Origin of the sequence: Clostridium sp. 2218st1_F5_2218SCRN_220325 (genome assembly GCF_039062665.1) — a bacterium.
Classification (GTDB): domain Bacteria; phylum Bacillota; class Clostridia; order Peptostreptococcales; family Peptostreptococcaceae; genus Intestinibacter.
Map to the genome: position 1 here is coordinate 16,115 of NZ_JBCLNH010000012.1, position 16,948 is coordinate 33,062.

Below are 16,948 nucleotides of genomic sequence, written 5' to 3' on the forward strand. Positions count from 1 at the left end.
ATGTTAATGTTAAATTTATAATGAAGATTTATATGGATTATTATATTGCGAATTTAAATACATCTCATGTTAATGTTAAATTGGTAAAATTTCTTCGGACTTAGAAGTCGAAGGATATTTAAATACATCTCATGTTAATGTTAAATAAGCTAGCGTTAGTACCTTCTAATAAAGCATTTCCATATTTAAATACATCTCATGTTAATGTTAAATTAAAGTAGAACAAACAGATATAAACAATGTAAAAAGATTTAAATACATCTCATGTTAATGTTAAATCGGTGAGTATTTTATATACGGTTCAGCGAAAAAAGAATTTAAATACATCTCATGTTAATGTTAAATCAAGGTTTACTTTCTAATTGACCTAAGTCCATTACTATTTAAATACATCTCATGTTAATGTTAAATTCATTATAATCTAAAATACCTGTAGTGCTTATATAGATTTAAATACATCTCATGTTAATGTTAAATAATTTGACGGAGATAGTTTAGATTTAAGCAAATGGATTTAAATACATCTCATGTTAATGTTAAATACTGCTATCTGCTTTCTACCCCTTCTCTTTATTTGGATTTAAATACATCTCATGTTAATGTTAAATCCTATATAGTAAAAATACATCTGATGTTAAACCATATTTAAATACATCTCATGTTAATGTTAAATTTTTTTTAAACTAGCCAGTTGTTGTTTATGTCTTTCTATTTAAATACATCTCATGTTAATGTTAAATACGATTTGTGGAATGGGTTGGGGATCAATTAAAGTTATTTAAATACATCTCATGTTAATGTTAAATAAAACTGCTCCGTTTCGTGGCTTAAATCTTCTAGGTATTTAAATACATCTCATGTTAATGTTAAATACCACTAATATACCCATTTCTTATTTATATAATATCACATAAACATTGAAATACCAACAATCATACAAAACTTTTCCAACCGAAATACATAAGCAGATATTTTTATAAACAAATCGCCAAACCCCTTTATTTAACTCTGTTACAGCCATATCATATGCAAAATAAGGTTGGAAAAATCTTTAGATAAATTCACCTATATTATTCATAAACTTATCTTTATTTAGTTTACCATCTTTAAAATACTCTTCTCCATCATATATGCAGTATATATCACCGATCATATCGTTGTAGCATGGTATTTGGCTGCATACAATTTGGTATGTAAAGTAGTTCATATAACTTCTAATTTCAGATAGTTTTACTTGCTTTTTGGCATAGTTCATTTTATTATCACAAAGCAGTTTTTTATAATTATCCCAGACTTCTTTTCCGTCTATAGTAGTGCCATCTTCTAAAGTTATTTTTGTGCAAAGATAAATTGTAGTAGACCAGTTGTCGTCGTCTATAAGTTTCATTCTTTTTTCTATTTCAAATGATTTTAAATCTCCAACTTTACTAAAGAAATCATCTATATTATTTTCGTTTAATTCATTATTTCTTTCTTTTATAAGTTCCATCACAGTTTTATAGTAATCGCTGTAATTTTTATCAATCAATATATTTCTATTTTCTTCGTTTAAAAGAGTTAACGCTGTGTTTGCTCTATAATCATTTGCATATACATCTTTGATGCTGTCTAATTTAAAAAAGTATACTATTCCATCTCTCTTTCCTGATCTGTTTATCCTTCCCATAAATTGTTCCTCATTATCCATAGTCGACACATCTTTATATCCTATGTCCATATCGATATCAACACCCGCCTCGATAACTTGTGTAGATACTAATATTATCCCATTTTGTTCTGCTTTTTCGCTATTTACAACATTTAAAATTCTCTTTCTCTCAGCAATACTATCATCTCCTGTCAATAGCTCAATCAAACAACCTCCTTCTTCTGAAGGAAATTCTTCTTTTAATCTATTATAAAATTCATATGCTGATTTTTTAGTGATAAACTCTATTAAAATTTTCTTTTTTAATTTCATTTTTTTAATAACATGTTCAAATAATACATCTTTATTAAATTCACAATTTAAAAGCTCATAACTCACCTTCACCCTATCTTTAAACTTTGGATTTAGAAAATATTTTTCTCTATTTTTAATTAAACTCGTTGTTTTTATATCCCCGTCTAATAAAAAGTTTAAATTTGGAAGTGTTGCCGACATTATTATAAATTTTATGTTTAGTATATCTGCAAATGTTTTGAAAAAGGTGATTATCTCGGTCCAAATTGTGATTTTATAAGATTGTATTTCATCTAATACAACTACGCTATTTGCTAATTGGTAAAATCCAGAGCATGACTCCCTTCTGCTCCCAAACATAATGTCGAATAAACTTACATTAGTCGTCAATACCATTGGATAATTTAAAAACAGTTTATCAAGCCAAAACTTTTGATAATCGCTATCTGTATATTCAAATTCTTCATTTGTACCTTCGTTATTTTTATTTGTAGGACTATATGTTTTAATCGGCTTTATTGAGTTTATTACTGCAAATTTTTCATATACTGCTTTATTATTTCCAAATGTATTTTTTAGACTGTCTGACGTCTGCTCTATTAATGTATTAAATGGGTATATATAAAATATTTTGTTTAAGTTTTTGTTTATTTCGATAAGTTTATAACTTAAATTTATTGATGAATTTGTCTTTCCGCTTCCGGTTGGTGCTTCGAAGTAGTATATATTTTCATTCTTATTTTCTACTAGGCTGTTTTCACTTTCTATAAAAATTTCAGTCCTAAATTCATTAATATCTTTTTCATCATTTTTGCATACTTTATCAAGTTTATTTTCATCACGATTTATATCTTTTTCTAAATTTTTAGTTTTCCTATACTCATCTATCTTTTTATTTATATCAGTATTTTTAAAAATATAATAAAACTCGTTTATATCTTGTATTTCACCGACTGAATTACTCTTAACACCACTTATGTATTCGCTAGTTGCCAAATAGTCACAACTCACCAAAACAGAATACACCAACCTATAATATGTAAAAATACATATTGATTTTTCTTTAGTAGCATTTTCTAACAATTCTCTTACATCTTTTTTCAATCTATTTAAAGTCTTTTCTCCCAATATAAATTTATCTTTCTTAAATAAATCTATATTTTTATCTTTTAATAATTTTTCCAAATTAAAAATGCTATCTTTTGCACTACAAGATAAATTATTTATTTCATTTACATAAGTTTCAAAATCACCCAAATCACTGTGGTGTCTAGATATTATAAAAGAATTTAAAACTATAAAAAATCGTAAAACTTTCTTTTCTTCAAGCTGTAAATCTCTAAATTCTTCTTTTAGTTTTTTGCAATAATAATGAATATACACAGTAGATGATATTTTTGAATGTTTTGAACCTATGGCATATCTGTACTCGTCGTTTGTATAATCATCTTTTATTATCTTGTTTTGCATTTTTAAATCTTGAAATAGGGGGTTTAGCTTTCCTATGTCGTGCAGGATTATCGTATTTAATAACATCTCCCTAAAAAGTTTTCTAGAGTTTTTGCTACAGTTTTCAAAGAATTTGTTTTCTATATTTAAAAAGATTTTGTCTAACTTTTTAGCTTGAAAAATAAGATCAAAATAATACTTAACCCTATCTATATGTTCAGACAAAAGCTCTTTTTTCTTGTTTTTATTGTTGTCATCTATATGGGCATAGAATGTATAATTTTCATTTAAAAATTCGCTTATTTTAAGCGTTTTACAGTTTTTTAAGTACATATTAACCTCCAAAAAAATCTATAAAGGAGGTATATACCTCCTTTATATTTAATAAAATACTATATTTTTATTTTCAATCTTAAAAATATCTATATCCTCAGTTTTTTTCAAGTTCATATTTGTAAAAATAAACTTCTGCATTATATATAAATTTGTTTGGCTTTCAAGTGCTATCGGTAGCCTTTCCTGATATTTAAATTTTGGGACATATGTATAGTCATAATCTTCGTCGTACTCATCAGATTCGTCATCTTCGTCATAATTATTAATTACAAACATATTTTCTTTAAAAAGACAGTCTATATTTAAACAGTTTTTTAAAATTTCTATATCACTTTCTTTAAAAAGCTTTATATTTTCCATATTAGCAATATGGTCGTTTTTTCCCAAATACGGTATATAGATAGTTTTTCTATTTAGTATAGAGTTTGCTAAAGACTCGCTCACCTCATCACAAACTTGAAAATATATATCCCAAGATGGATACTCAAGCCACTGCTCTTTTATAATAAGATTTCCGCCTTGCTCTTTTGATGCATAGCCGACGCTGTTGTTAAATACTTGTACCTTTTTTTCAAAATAGCCTTCATTATTAGGTGAAATAGATATTTTTATATCTTTTAACTTGTCATAAAACTCTGGATATATAATACCCTCTTCTTTTTTGTTTTTCTTATTTTTTATATTTTGGTTGTGAAATTTCATTTTATTATATCCATCATAACCCAAAATTGCCCCAAATAAACCTAAAAGAGCAACTTTGTGGATATTGCCATAGCTATAATATAAAATAGAATTGACATCGGGCTTTTTGAAAAATGCGTTCCTTCCCGAAAGTGTAAACTTCAAAATCTTCATATTTTACACCTCTTTTTGCGTAAATATATTGTATATTTTAGCTCCTTTTATATCACTTTCCAATTTTGTAGTATCTGAATTTATATAGATTTCTACTGATTTGATTTTATCACTCAAAGAGTTTATAAGCTCTGAACAAGTTATTCTTATTATGTTTTTGTCTTGTGATTTTTCAAACTGTATATATTGTGATAAATCTGGTAGATATAAATCCCTTTCAGTTTCTACAAATAGACCAAATTCATTTTCACATCCCATTTTTGAATTAGTTGAATAAGAAGTAGCTGCTTTTAGAGAAGTATCTTTAAATTTTTTATAGTCATCTTCTGTATATCCTTCTGTCAATTCAAGCTCTTGATAGTTTTTGTAAGCTGATGGATTTATTGCAAATGGGTAGAAATAATGTGCCTCATTGCTCACTATTTTTGTGCCAAGTGTAGAACTTTTTGATTCTGTTTGGTCTTGGTTGTTTGATTTTTTAGAGTCCTTGTTTTTAGGATCTCTAAATGGAGATAAAATCTGTTGTTCTTCTGGAGTTGTATCTTTGTATTTATTAAACCCTTGACCAAGTTGGACAGCTCCTGTTATTGATACATTATTTCCCTCTTCTGCAAATGTAGCCCCAAAGTTTTTAACATCGATACATTTAAATAAATTGCTTATTACAAGTGATGCATCTTTACATTTTTTTAAATCTTCTATTTTAAATAAATACTCGTATCTTTCTTTTAAAGATCTTGGGACTAATTGAACATTATTTTTATTATCTTTACTTATCTTCATTGATTTTATATAAAGGACTTTTTCACCCTCATCTTCCCACATCTTCTTCATAGGGTATTTAAAAGCCTTATCACTTCCAAATGTGCTTCCGTCTGAAGTTGTCTTTGGATATCCTGTAAAATCTGCATTCCAATTTGCCATTATAGATTTTATCCCCAATACTCCATATACTCTTTTATCCATCTAAGCATCCCCCTTTTTTTCATCTTTTTCATATACTAAATTATTACTTAAAAATCCCGCAAGCAATATATCTTGGTCTATTTTGCTTTCTGGACGATATCCTAATACCATTGAATATAATTTTTTAAATTTATTGTTTAGACTCATTGAATAATTATAGTTTTTATATAGTCTCATAAGAGTAGTTTTTATAACTTCGTCGTTTTTTGCATTTAAAAATGGATTTATAAGTGATTGATTTTTGTTGCTTGATTTGCTAAGTGTAAGTAAATAATAAGCAGTTTGTCCAACTGCAAAAAAATATTCCATATCATTTTCTATTGTATCAAGTTTTTCATTTTGTTCAGATTTATAATTTATCTTTTCTTTTAAATTAACTTTAACACTATTTAAAAAATCTGCCATTTTATTCTCCCCTTTAAAATATTCTATAAAAGACCATCTCAAGTTAAACTGATGTATAGCTGATATATTAAATCCTTTTACAACTGAATCTTTTAAAATTTCTAAAGTTGCTTTATTTAATACAGCTTCAATATCGTTAAAATATCCTTTATAAAGCCAGTTAAATATAGAATTTCTACACATCAATAAATTTCTTTTTTTGACATTATCATTGAATTTTATCTCATTTGCATCAGTGAAATAATTTCCTTTTAAAAACTTAGAAAAATACACTTCATGTAAAAGTTCCTGAATATCTTTCTTGTCGTAGTATTTAGAGTAATATTCTACATTATCTCCTTTTGAAAAATTCAAATCTATGTCTATATAAGATTTATAATAAAAAGCTTTTTTAAGATTATATTTATAATTAGAAATAATGTCATAATCTATAATTTCAAGATTTTTCCCCTTTTGGATTCTAAGATAGATTCCTGTAAAATCATGTTTTTCTAGCATTTTTCCATTTTCTAGCTGATTTATAGTATTTCTTGTTTTAGACTTTTGTTCGTCGTTATCTATATATATATTGTATTTTTTTCTAGCTGCACATCCTGAAAGATAATCAAAAAACTTCTTTTGTAAAAATACTTCTTCATTATCTATCAAGTATGGTATTTTTGTCTTTCTTGTTTTGTTGTCTAGATAAGGCTTTTTACCATTTAGCCCTAAATTATCATTTGGAAATCCAAACAACTTATTATCTATTATTTCGTTGTATTCATTTTTATTATATATATTGGGTATAAGGTATCTTTTACTTTCCTTTTTATAAAGCTCTATCGTCTTATCTTCATCTTCAAACCTAAAAAATATCTTTAAATAATCTTTGTTTGTATTTATATTTAATTTAAAAATATTGCCTTTTATCCAGCTTCTTATACTTTCCAAAAGCTCTTCATCTACTTTGCCTATTTCGTCTTCAGTCATTTTATAGACATCTCTTGATTTTTTATTGCTTTGATATTTTTTCATAGGTTCTTTTAAAATATTATAAAAATCATCTATAATCTTATCACTTAACTTGTTTTTTATATTTTCCTTTTTAATAAAAAAACTAAGGTAGTTGTTGCTGTGAATTGTCTTTGTCGTATCCATAGGTTTATTCATATCAACTAGCTTGCTGTAATAGTCGTACATCTTTGCTTTATTATAGTCTATATCTCCAGTTTCCAAAGCTTTATCACTATTTTTATCAAGTTTTATATCAAAAGGTTCTCTCATTTTAAACCCATCATTACAAATATCTACTATTATATAAGTCCCATCAGCTGGTATATGATAATCTGTAATTAATTTGTCGCCTTCTTGTTTTAGTATTTGTTCAAAAATATCTAAACAATCCTTTAACATTCAAACACCCCCTATTTATAGGAATTTATAGTTTACAAATCCGCAGCCTCTCGAATTCATCTCCATAATTCCCGCACCAAGCGCCATATATGCCAGTTTTTGTGCCCTTTTGTCATCACTTATATAAAGGTTTATCTTGTCACCTAATAGCTTTATATCTTTATATTTTACTGAAATAGGCTTTTTGTTTTTTACATCAATTTTGTTGAAAAGATCAAAATCCTCTTTCATCTTTTCCCCTGTGATTTTGTTGTATTTTTTTATAAGGTTTTCCTTTATCCTTCTTTCATAATCATCAATCGACATAATATCTCGCCAATATCCGTTTTCATTTTTAATTATAGCTGGTGTTAGAGAATAAATTTTTTCAATAGGTCTTTGAGATATGATTTTGATTTCGCTAGATAATGCCTTGATAGAATGTGTCTCTATATTTAAAAGTGAATTTGAGAAAAACTCTCCCAAATCTAAATTAACCGTTCTTATGGTAAGCGTATATATCTTTCCTTTTTTATAAATTTTATCTGACTCAACTGGATATGGAAAATCAAAACAATAAAATTTATACTCGTTTTTTTTGTGCATTTCTAGCAATTCTTTTCTTTTTGAAAAGCTATAATCGATTAGAGAGCATACCTTTGACTGTATATCACTTGCATTTGTATCTTCTTTTAGTAAAATTTTTACCCTTATTTGTATAACTTTCATGTTATATCCCCCAGATTTATTATTTTTTATATTTTTATTATATATGACTTTTACATATTTTCACAATATTTTTGTATTTATATTTCAATAATTGTTGCATTAAGTGATTTTTGTTAATTAGGAGATGTATTTTGGTTTACTTTTATCTTTTGAGATGAAGTATGTGTTTTATTTTTATTGAATTGAAAATATATATTTTAAAAATTGTTAAATGGAGTTAGATACATCATATGTTACTGTTAAACGAATTTCGAAACTTTCAAATCAAGTTAGCAATAGAAATTTAAATGCATCATATGTTACTGTTAAACTGTCGCAGGCAATTATATCTAAAGTATTATGGTCTATTTAAATACATCATATGTTACTGTTAAACACAAAAGGTTTATTGGATTAATGGATCAATTACCATATTTAAATACATCATATGTTACTGTTAAACCTTCTTCTAATGTGCTAAATCCTTCTTCATCATCCTCATTTAAATACATCATATGTTACTGTTAAACACAATCAGATATAAATGCTTGTTCGCATGCTTGGACATTTAAATACATCATATGTTACTGTTAAACATTTTGCTTTTTACCAATATTATATTGTTGATACAGATTTAAATACATCATATGTTACTGTTAAACAAGAATTTACTACATTTGTTGGCGGAGCTAAAGTATCATTTAAATACATCATATGTTACTGTTAAACTATATTTGAATTAAAGGCTATGTTAGCTTTCTTTGTGATAAATATGATATAAAAATAGCCATATCTTAGTGTTTCTAATATATTAAATCCTAAGATATGGTTATTTTTATAATTTACTATAAATAATTATCAATATATTAATAAAGTCAATTATCCTTTAAACATAAATTCATACTGGTTATTATTTTTATTTATTAAAACATTTAAAGTTCCTTCTATCTTGTCATGAAAATCATTTATTGAAGTAATACTTTCTATATATATGTATTCGTTAGCACTAGAGTTTGAATTTATATTGCATGAAAGGTGTGCATCTCTTTCTTTATCGCTAAAAAATAGTTTATCTAAACTCACAGAAATCAATTCATCAGATTTATTTTCTATGATTAGTTCAATCATGCCAGCATTGTCCTTATATTGAAGATTTACAGCACTTATTTTTAAATCTTCATTATCAACTAAAACTGGATTTTCATAAAAATCAATTACATTCTCATTCTGTGCTTCTACTTTTATTGATTCATCTACATCTGATTTATTAGAATCAATATTTTCACAACCTACTATTAATGATAACATACACGCACAAATACATGATATTAAAATATACTTTCTCATAAAATACCCCCTATTTTTTATTCCCTAATTCATAATATATAACAATTCTGAACTATGACTATATTATACTTAATATTCAATTATTTTCCAATTGCAAAAAATAATTTCATTAATTTTAAACTGCAATATCTTATTTTAAGTTAGTTCAATAAGTCTATTTCTAATAGTATCTCTTGTTACAAGTGTTTCTTTAGTAGCTACATTTACTAACATATCTTTAATTCTATCGGTTTTCTTATTCTTCTTACTTAATTGGAGAAATTTAAACCAAGCTAAGTAGTTTGATATATATTTTGTAGATACACCATTAAAATGCATTATCCATCTTTTAAAACTACTATGAAGTGCATTTATATGTTGTAAATGATAAACACTATCTATCATAGATTTACCTCTAGGAATTTGTTTTAATTCTATATTTAATTTATCTTTTACTCCTATATATGACTTATGTGAATCCACACAAAAAGTAGTTTCTTCACATATTTTATTATCAAAGAAGTTAATTATTTGATTCGTTGTAATTCTACTATTACAAACCGCACCCATAAGAATATTTCCTTTTCTATCAATTGCAGTTTCTATACAAATCTGTTCTTTTGAAACTCCTCTTTTTTTCTTATCATTTTTACCTTTGCCTCTTTTTCTAGGTTCTCTAGGCATCACAAATGTAGTACTTTTAGAATGGTTTCCTTTAAAAGATTCCTTAATAAAGCATTCATCAACTTCAACTATACCTTCAACTTTATCATTTTTTAATGATAGATTTATTACATCAAGTATCCTATGACGCATATAGAAAGATGTTTTAACACCTACTCCAATTTCTTCGGCACATTTTCTTATAGAAAGTCCTAATATCATTAATTCACAGTATTTTAGCCATTTATCTAGACCTAATTTTGTATTAGAGAATGGAGAAAGAGTAAATTCATCAAAGCTTGTACGACAATTTTTACAGATATATCTCTGTCTTCCGTTAGATTTTCCATTCTTATTTACATTTTTACATTGGCATTTAGGACATTCATATCCCTTTGAAAATCTACTTTCTTTAACATTATCTCTAATTTCAGATGAATTAAATAAGCTACTTAGTACTTCTTGCGCTACTGAAATTAACTCTCTAAGTTCACTCTTTTTTAAATCTTTTATCATAGCTTTTATATCTGTCTTTGGCATAATATTATATATCCTTTCTAAAATAGGTTGAAATATAGTTAATATCTATATTATAACCTATTTTAGATATAATTAATCACAAAGTTAGCTAACATAGCCGAATTAAAATGTGTACCACGTTCAGCAGTATTTAAATACATCATATGTTACTGTTAAACAATTAGTTGTTATAGTTTCTACTGTTGTAACTATATCATTTAAATACATCATATGTTACTGTTAAACACGTTAACCTTTAAATTAATTAAATCAAAATATGATTTAAATACATCATATGTTACTGTTAAACGCCCTGTCTAGCTCTGGAAGCCTAATAAAAAATACTATTTAAATACATCATATGTTACTGTTAAACCAGAGTGCTTAGGTCTAGTTTCTATAAGTTTTCAACTATTTAAATACATCATATGTTACTGTTAAACAGAAGGATATCTTGATGAGGCAGAAAAGTTAATGATATTTAAATACATCATATGTTACTGTTAAACATGTAGAGATTTAGGATATACATTCAAAACAGATAAATTTAAATGCATCATATGTTACTGTTAAACATGGATGCTTATGTAGCAGAAGGAAATTCGATACTATTTAAATACATCATATGTTACTGTTAAACGCTGGATTGTTTTTAAATTTACGATTAATATCTTTCAATTTAAATACATCATATGTTACTGTTAAACAACAAATGTTAATCCAATTAAATACGGATTACTATTATTTAAATACATCATATGTTACTGTTAAACTGAATCATCGGCTAATCCTAATTTTATTTTTATTTTATTTAAATACATCATATGTTACTGTTAAACACATCAAGATGTTACGTTATTTATTCCTAGAAAAAAATTTAAATACATCATATGTTACTGTTAAACATATATTTATACGTTAGAAGATATTGAAGATAAGCATTTAAATACATCATATGTTACTGTTAAACAATGTAGAAAAATTAGCTTATGCAGTAGGTGGAGCTAATTTAAATACATCATATGTTACTGTTAAACTGTATTTACCGTAACAGATACAGGAGTCGGAATGTTATTTAAATACATCATATGTTACTGTTAAACTGGCTTCAGATGGGTCTATGGAAGTTGGCCAATATATATTTAAATACATCATATGTTACTGTTAAACTCTAAGATAATCCATCTTTTGCGATGTTGTCATGGATTTAAATACATCATATGTTACTGTTAAACGTGTATTTTTCAATCAGACTCAAACTATTAAATTTATATTTAAATACATCATATGTTACTGTTAAACGTATCAAGTCACTTTTGATAGATATATAATACAACAATTTAAATACATCATATGTTACTGTTAAACCTTATTGTTCTCCAATACTGGGAGTACCACGCAGTAATTTAAATACATCATATGTTACTGTTAAACTAACATTAGTATCTTGTACCTCTTTAAGCCTACCTATTTAAATACATCATATGTTACTGTTAAACCACCCTATTTTACACATTCTACATTTATATAATATCACACACTTCCCCAAATACCAACATTTCTAAGAATTATTTCCAACCAAACCCCCAATGCCATAAAAAAATCAAAAAACACCCTCAAGCCCTTGCAACATCACCAACCCAAGTCAAAACAAATTTTTTCGATTGGAAAAAATAACAAAAAAAGCCAGAAAGTCAAAATACTCTCCAGCTTTTCATACATCACATGTTACGGTTAATTATAAATTACTTATAAGTTAAATATAATTTAAAAACATCTTATGTTGATATTAAAATCAGTATAATTAATCTTAATATAATAAAGATTATCAAATTCGCCAAAAAATTTCAATATTAATTCCACATACTTTTAAAAGCCCATAACTAAATCTAAATTTCAATCTAGTTATGGGCCTTTGACTATATTATTCATCATTCTTGCATCTTATTATATTATCTTACTTTTTATTTTTATAATCCTCTTTTAAACATTTGTCGATTATTTTTCTTATTGTCGTTTCACTAAGTTTATATTTTTTACGAAGATCTCTATAGTTCATATTTTTATCCCTATAATCTTCATATATCGCTCTATTCTTTTTTGATATATCGTGTTTTTTCTGAGATGGAATATATATTCCTCCCCCACCATACTCTTCTACTATCTTTTCATAACATTCGATTCCAACTATTTTTACAAAAGAGTGTAGGTTTATTGGAACTACTTTAAGATATCTTTCATCAACTTCATAATTTTTTTTCATAATTTCCTCCCCTTTTCTTTAATTTTTTTATTGTGCTTGTATAATACTGATATCTTAAATTTTCTACTTATCATCCCTCCTTTATTATAATTTAAAAGCGAAATCCCTATATGAAAAGTATTAGCTCTATATTATATTTTTTAAAACATCTTACTAGTTATATATATGAAGTATTATAACTATATAAAAAACTATTTTTGGATTTCTAACTTTCTTATAATATATAATTATACAAAAAAATAAAAAATCCTCCTGACTTTTTTAAAATTCTTAAAAAAAATAAAAATTTTTTACTGTTTTTGTCAAACTTTAAAAAAAATATTTTTTTCAAGTAGTTTGTTGGATTTTTTATATTATTTTTATTTACTATTATATTATAAAAGTAATAAACTGGACCTTCCAGCAGGATGTTTATGTATGTTGTGATTTAACTTGAGAGCAAACCAGAAAGTCCAGCTTTATTAATGACTTTTTAAATTATATCATTAATATTTTAAGTGATACAAATGAATAATTGATGAAAAACAATGAGTACCTGCTCTCATGAGTACTGTCTCTTTTGAAGTTTCAAAAGAGTTAGTTATTTATCTAACTACATTATGGACATTATTATTTTATATTATACATATTTTTTAAAAATTTTTTTAGGAGGTTTTATTATGAAGTACACAATAGAAGGATTTTCTCAAAAAGTTGCAAAAGATCTTGGTCTTGATGCTTTGGATTTGATAATACTTAGATGGTTTGTAGATTTTAAAGACTCTGGAAATATGCGCACAGAGTTTATAAATGGCGAAAAATACTACTGGATTCGCCACAAAAAACTAACTGACGAACTTCCAATTTTAAGTATGCAGACAAATGCTTTTTATAGAAGACTTAGAAAAATATGCGAATGTGGCGTTTTGAAAAGAGTCTTATTAAAAGAAAATGGCAGTTATACTTACTATACACTTGGAGAAAATTTTATAAAACTTATATCTACACAAAGTCCTTCACACTCTAAATCATCTAAGAAAACTAAGAAAAAATCTAGTTTAACAAAAGACGAAATATCTTCTCTAATGTCAGATATTGACGCATATGAAAAAAGTGCTGAGCCTTTTGATAAAGTCAATAATTTAAATAATTTAGATGAAGAAAACTTATCTTTAAATACTAGTTCTATATCTTCTGAATTATCACCTTCGTCTTTAGAACAATTGCCTACATCTTCTGAGTCGTCACCTTCGTCTTTAAAACAAACACCTACATCTTCTGAGCAATCACCTTTGTCTTTAAAACAAACACCTACATCTTTTGAGCAACCACCTTCGTCTTTAAAACAAACACCTACATCTTTTGAGCAACCACCTTCGTCTTTAGAACAATCACCTACATCTTCTGAGCAACCACCTTCGTCTTTAGAGTCTAACCAAATAATTAATCTATCAAATAAATCTATCACATCACAGTACAAAGATGACGTGAGTGCGGAATTTTTACTTTCTGAGCTTATGTGGACTCTGATAAAGAAAAACAACCCAACGTTCAAAGAGCCTAATTTTAACGATTGGTCAAAGGCGTTTGATATTATTTTAAACAAAGACAACCGAAACTTCCAAGAGGTTACGGAGCTTATCAAGTGGATTTATCTAGAAAATGGATTTTGGGGTACTCATATTTTAAACCCTTGGTATTTCAGGGATTGTTATGAAAAGGTTCTAGCTAGAAAAAACTTTGAAACTTCAAAGAAAAACCTGCTTTCACAATGCAGTCTATATTCAAAACAAAGTTTATCTTCAAAACAGTTAAATCAGTATTCAAGCTCGGACTTAAGCGAGTTTGAAGATATGTAGTAAATTTAAAATCGAGGTGATTTTTATGAATTTATATGACTTAGATGCGGAAAGAAATATTTTGAGCTGTGTATTTTTAGAAAATGATGTAATTATCGAGGGCAACAGGGTCAACTTGTGCGCGGACGACTTTTTCTACACTCAACATTCAATCATCTACACATATATGAAAAAGCTATACGACACTAATATCGGAATCGATCCGGTGACTTTGAGGGCTGAGCTTGAAAAAAACGACATACTCGAAAAGGCAGGTGGAATTTCTTATCTTGCTGGGCTGACTGCTCTCATTTCAGTTTCTGACAATGTATCGTTTCACATGAAAATTGTCAAGGATTTGGCGACAAAACGCAGCATAAAGGACCTGCTTTCAAACACTACAAAAGACATCAAAAAGCTAGATAGCAAAGACCTTCTACAGTTTTCTGACGACTTAAAAGCGACACTTTTTGACAGTGGAAATGTAGAGGATTTGATTATAGATGTGTCAACTATTGCCCCTCAAGTTGATGATGTAGGAAGTATCCAAACTGGCTTTTCTGCGATTGATTCGGCGACCGGCGGCGGGCTACACTTCGGCACACTGACTGTTTTGACAGGTAATCCCGGCTCTGGAAAAAGTACATTTTTAAATCAGATTTTGTCTAATGCTATGAGCTTGGGCTTTAATGGATTTTTATATTCTGGTGAACTTTCTTACCAGATGTCGTTGGATTGGTTTTGTAAAACTGTCGCAAATCCAAACCACCTCTCATCTTGTATTAATTCTTTTGGAAGATATACAAAAGTTACGCCAGAAGGTCGCGAGGAAATTTTAAATTGGGCAAAAGACAGGCTGTTTTATTATTCAAAAGACGCCACAGCCGACGAGATAAATTTAGTAAATGCCATTGAGTACGCTGCAATTAAGAAAAATGTAAAACTGTTTATATTAGACAACTTGATGACGCTAGAATGTAGCGGTTCTGACAAATACGAAAAACAAATTATCGCCGTAAAATCACTAAAAAACTTAGCAAAAAAATACGACCTCGTCATAATCCTAGTCGCCCACTCCAACAAAAGCTCACTTTTAAATCGTGAGCCACACGTTTTTGAAATATCAGGAGCAAGCGAAATCCCAAACTTGGCGGACTACGTATTTAAAGCGACTCGCGAAAACAGCGAGCCCGAAACCTACATCCTCCTTCTAAAAAACAGAATCACAGGCATAATAAAGAAAAAACTAAAACTACACTTTGACAGCGATAGAAAGAGATTTTTCACCCAAGGAAAATCAGAACTGCAAAAAGACTACGGCTACTCCCCAAAACTAGAACAAGGAAGTTTTTTATAAACACTTAAATTCCTTATCACAAACTCGTTAAATAGAATCACAATCCCCCCAAATTTTACAATAGCAAAAGGCGTGATCCCTCACGCCTTTTTATTTAAACTTTATTCTTCAATAAAACTAAATTCTATATAATCTCCGTTTTTTAATTCTATTTCAAAATCATAGTATTTCGTCTCGTTATCGTCTTCTTCTTCTGATCCAATCTTAAATGTCCTTATGGCTCTAAACCCAATTTTGCTCGTGCTGTTTGCGTCTTTGGATAACAACAAAATTTTGTCACCAAATCTCATAATAACGTTACAATCCAGGACCAAGTGTATTGGGTTATCTCTCGAATGATACATCACTGTACATTCTCTGCCTGGACGATTCAAATCAGTTCGATATAATTCCTTATTTTCGAGTGTTTCGACAAAGCGCTCAATCCCCACTTCTTTCACAATCGCCCACCTCCTTATATTTATATATGATAAAATAAGGAGGTTTATTACTTTGATTGTAGTTTATCTTGATTATAAAAATCTTCTAAGCATATCTTGGTGCACAAAGCTCACACATTCGATTCCATATTTTATCTGCTCTACTAATTCTTCGCTGTCGAATGTATCTTCTCCATGAGCATATACAAGTTCGCCCACAACTACATTTTCGCTATTTATATAAAATTTAAATGCTTCGTATTTTTCGTTGTATTCGTTTAGAAATTCCAATAATTCAATCGGATAATCTGAGTTTTTCCCCTTCATAAATCTATAAGTGACGACTGTAAACGGGTTGTCAGAAATCATAAATAGTCTAATTTCACAAGGATATTTCATCCCATATACATCTTGTAGTGTATAAAGACATAGTCTGTTTTCGTTATTTTCTATTATTTCAAATCTATTTAAAGTTCTCGACTCTTGCAACTCGTGGATTAATATCGGTTTTTTCTCAGCAAAATTCATAATCTCGCCCCCTAAATAAAAAAT

General features: G+C 27.7%; 12 protein-coding genes and 3 CRISPR repeat arrays (1 of these 15 only partly in view). Of the genes, 2 read left to right on the forward strand and 10 right to left on the reverse strand.

The genetic code is table 11. The features are described from left to right. A CRISPR array of direct repeats spans window positions 1-872; the repeat unit is 30 nt; unit sequence ATTTAAATACATCTCATGTTAATGTTAAAT (it extends 1,473 nt beyond the left edge of the window). A gap of 179 nt (window positions 873-1,051) precedes the next feature. From cas3 to ABCM86_RS08410, 8 genes are all read right to left on the reverse strand, one after another. Continuing rightward, the gene (gene cas3 / locus ABCM86_RS08375; protein ID WP_295674876.1) at window positions 1,052-3,724 is read right to left on the reverse strand and encodes a CRISPR-associated helicase Cas3'; all 2,673 of its coding nucleotides are present in this window, start codon (window positions 3,722-3,724) and stop codon (window positions 1,052-1,054) included. Between the two features lie 48 nt (window positions 3,725-3,772). Then, entirely contained in the window at window positions 3,773-4,582 is an 810-nt protein-coding gene (cas5b, locus tag ABCM86_RS08380) for a type I-B CRISPR-associated protein Cas5b (protein ID WP_295674877.1), read from the reverse strand. Between the two features lie 3 nt (window positions 4,583-4,585). After that, window positions 4,586-5,548 carry a type I CRISPR-associated protein Cas7 gene (locus ABCM86_RS08385; RefSeq protein ID WP_295674878.1) on the reverse strand — a complete coding sequence of 321 codons (963 nt, stop codon included), beginning with the start codon at window positions 5,546-5,548 and terminating at the stop codon, window positions 4,586-4,588. After that, window positions 5,549-7,345, reverse strand: a complete 1,797-nt coding sequence (locus ABCM86_RS08390; protein WP_295674879.1) for a type I-B CRISPR-associated protein Cas8b/Csh1 — start codon at window positions 7,343-7,345, stop codon at window positions 5,549-5,551. It lies immediately after the preceding gene. A 15-nt stretch (window positions 7,346-7,360) separates the two neighbouring features. Continuing rightward, on the reverse strand, window positions 7,361-8,053 hold the full coding sequence (gene cas6, locus ABCM86_RS08395) for a CRISPR-associated endoribonuclease Cas6 (protein WP_295674880.1): 693 nt from the start codon (window positions 8,051-8,053) through the stop codon (window positions 7,361-7,363). 215 nt (window positions 8,054-8,268) lie between these two features. Further along, a CRISPR array of direct repeats spans window positions 8,269-8,761; the repeat unit is 30 nt; unit sequence ATTTAAATACATCATATGTTACTGTTAAAC. A gap of 150 nt (window positions 8,762-8,911) precedes the next feature. Continuing rightward, window positions 8,912-9,379 carry a hypothetical protein gene (locus ABCM86_RS08400; protein ID WP_295674881.1) on the reverse strand — a complete coding sequence of 156 codons (468 nt, stop codon included), beginning with the start codon at window positions 9,377-9,379 and terminating at the stop codon, window positions 8,912-8,914. Between the two features lie 135 nt (window positions 9,380-9,514). Then, on the reverse strand, window positions 9,515-10,561 hold the full coding sequence (locus tag ABCM86_RS08405; RefSeq protein WP_295674883.1) for an IS1595 family transposase: 1,047 nt from the start codon (window positions 10,559-10,561) through the stop codon (window positions 9,515-9,517). 128 nt (window positions 10,562-10,689) lie between these two features. After that, window positions 10,690-12,039: a CRISPR direct-repeat array (repeat unit 30 nt; unit sequence ATTTAAATACATCATATGTTACTGTTAAAC). A gap of 458 nt (window positions 12,040-12,497) precedes the next feature. Continuing rightward, window positions 12,498-12,803, reverse strand: a complete 306-nt coding sequence (locus ABCM86_RS08410) for a Mor transcription activator family protein (RefSeq protein ID WP_295674885.1) — start codon at window positions 12,801-12,803, stop codon at window positions 12,498-12,500. 659 nt (window positions 12,804-13,462) lie between these two features. Here ABCM86_RS08410 and ABCM86_RS08415 point away from each other — a divergent pair. After that, entirely contained in the window at window positions 13,463-14,641 is a 1,179-nt protein-coding gene (locus ABCM86_RS08415; protein ID WP_343003835.1) for a hypothetical protein, read from the forward strand. 25 nt (window positions 14,642-14,666) lie between these two features. Then, the gene (locus ABCM86_RS08420; RefSeq protein ID WP_343003836.1) at window positions 14,667-15,977 is read left to right on the forward strand and encodes a DnaB-like helicase N-terminal domain-containing protein; all 1,311 of its coding nucleotides are present in this window, start codon (window positions 14,667-14,669) and stop codon (window positions 15,975-15,977) included. A 101-nt stretch (window positions 15,978-16,078) separates the two neighbouring features. Here ABCM86_RS08420 and ABCM86_RS08425 read toward each other — a convergent pair whose 3' ends face one another. Next, a complete protein-coding gene (locus ABCM86_RS08425; RefSeq protein ID WP_195930766.1) occupies window positions 16,079-16,417 on the reverse strand; it encodes a hypothetical protein in 339 nt (112 codons plus the stop codon). Window positions 16,418-16,489: 72 nt separating this feature from the next. After that, a complete protein-coding gene (locus ABCM86_RS08430) occupies window positions 16,490-16,924 on the reverse strand; it encodes a hypothetical protein (protein ID WP_195930765.1) in 435 nt (144 codons plus the stop codon). Window positions 16,925-16,948: the final 24 nt, after the last annotated feature.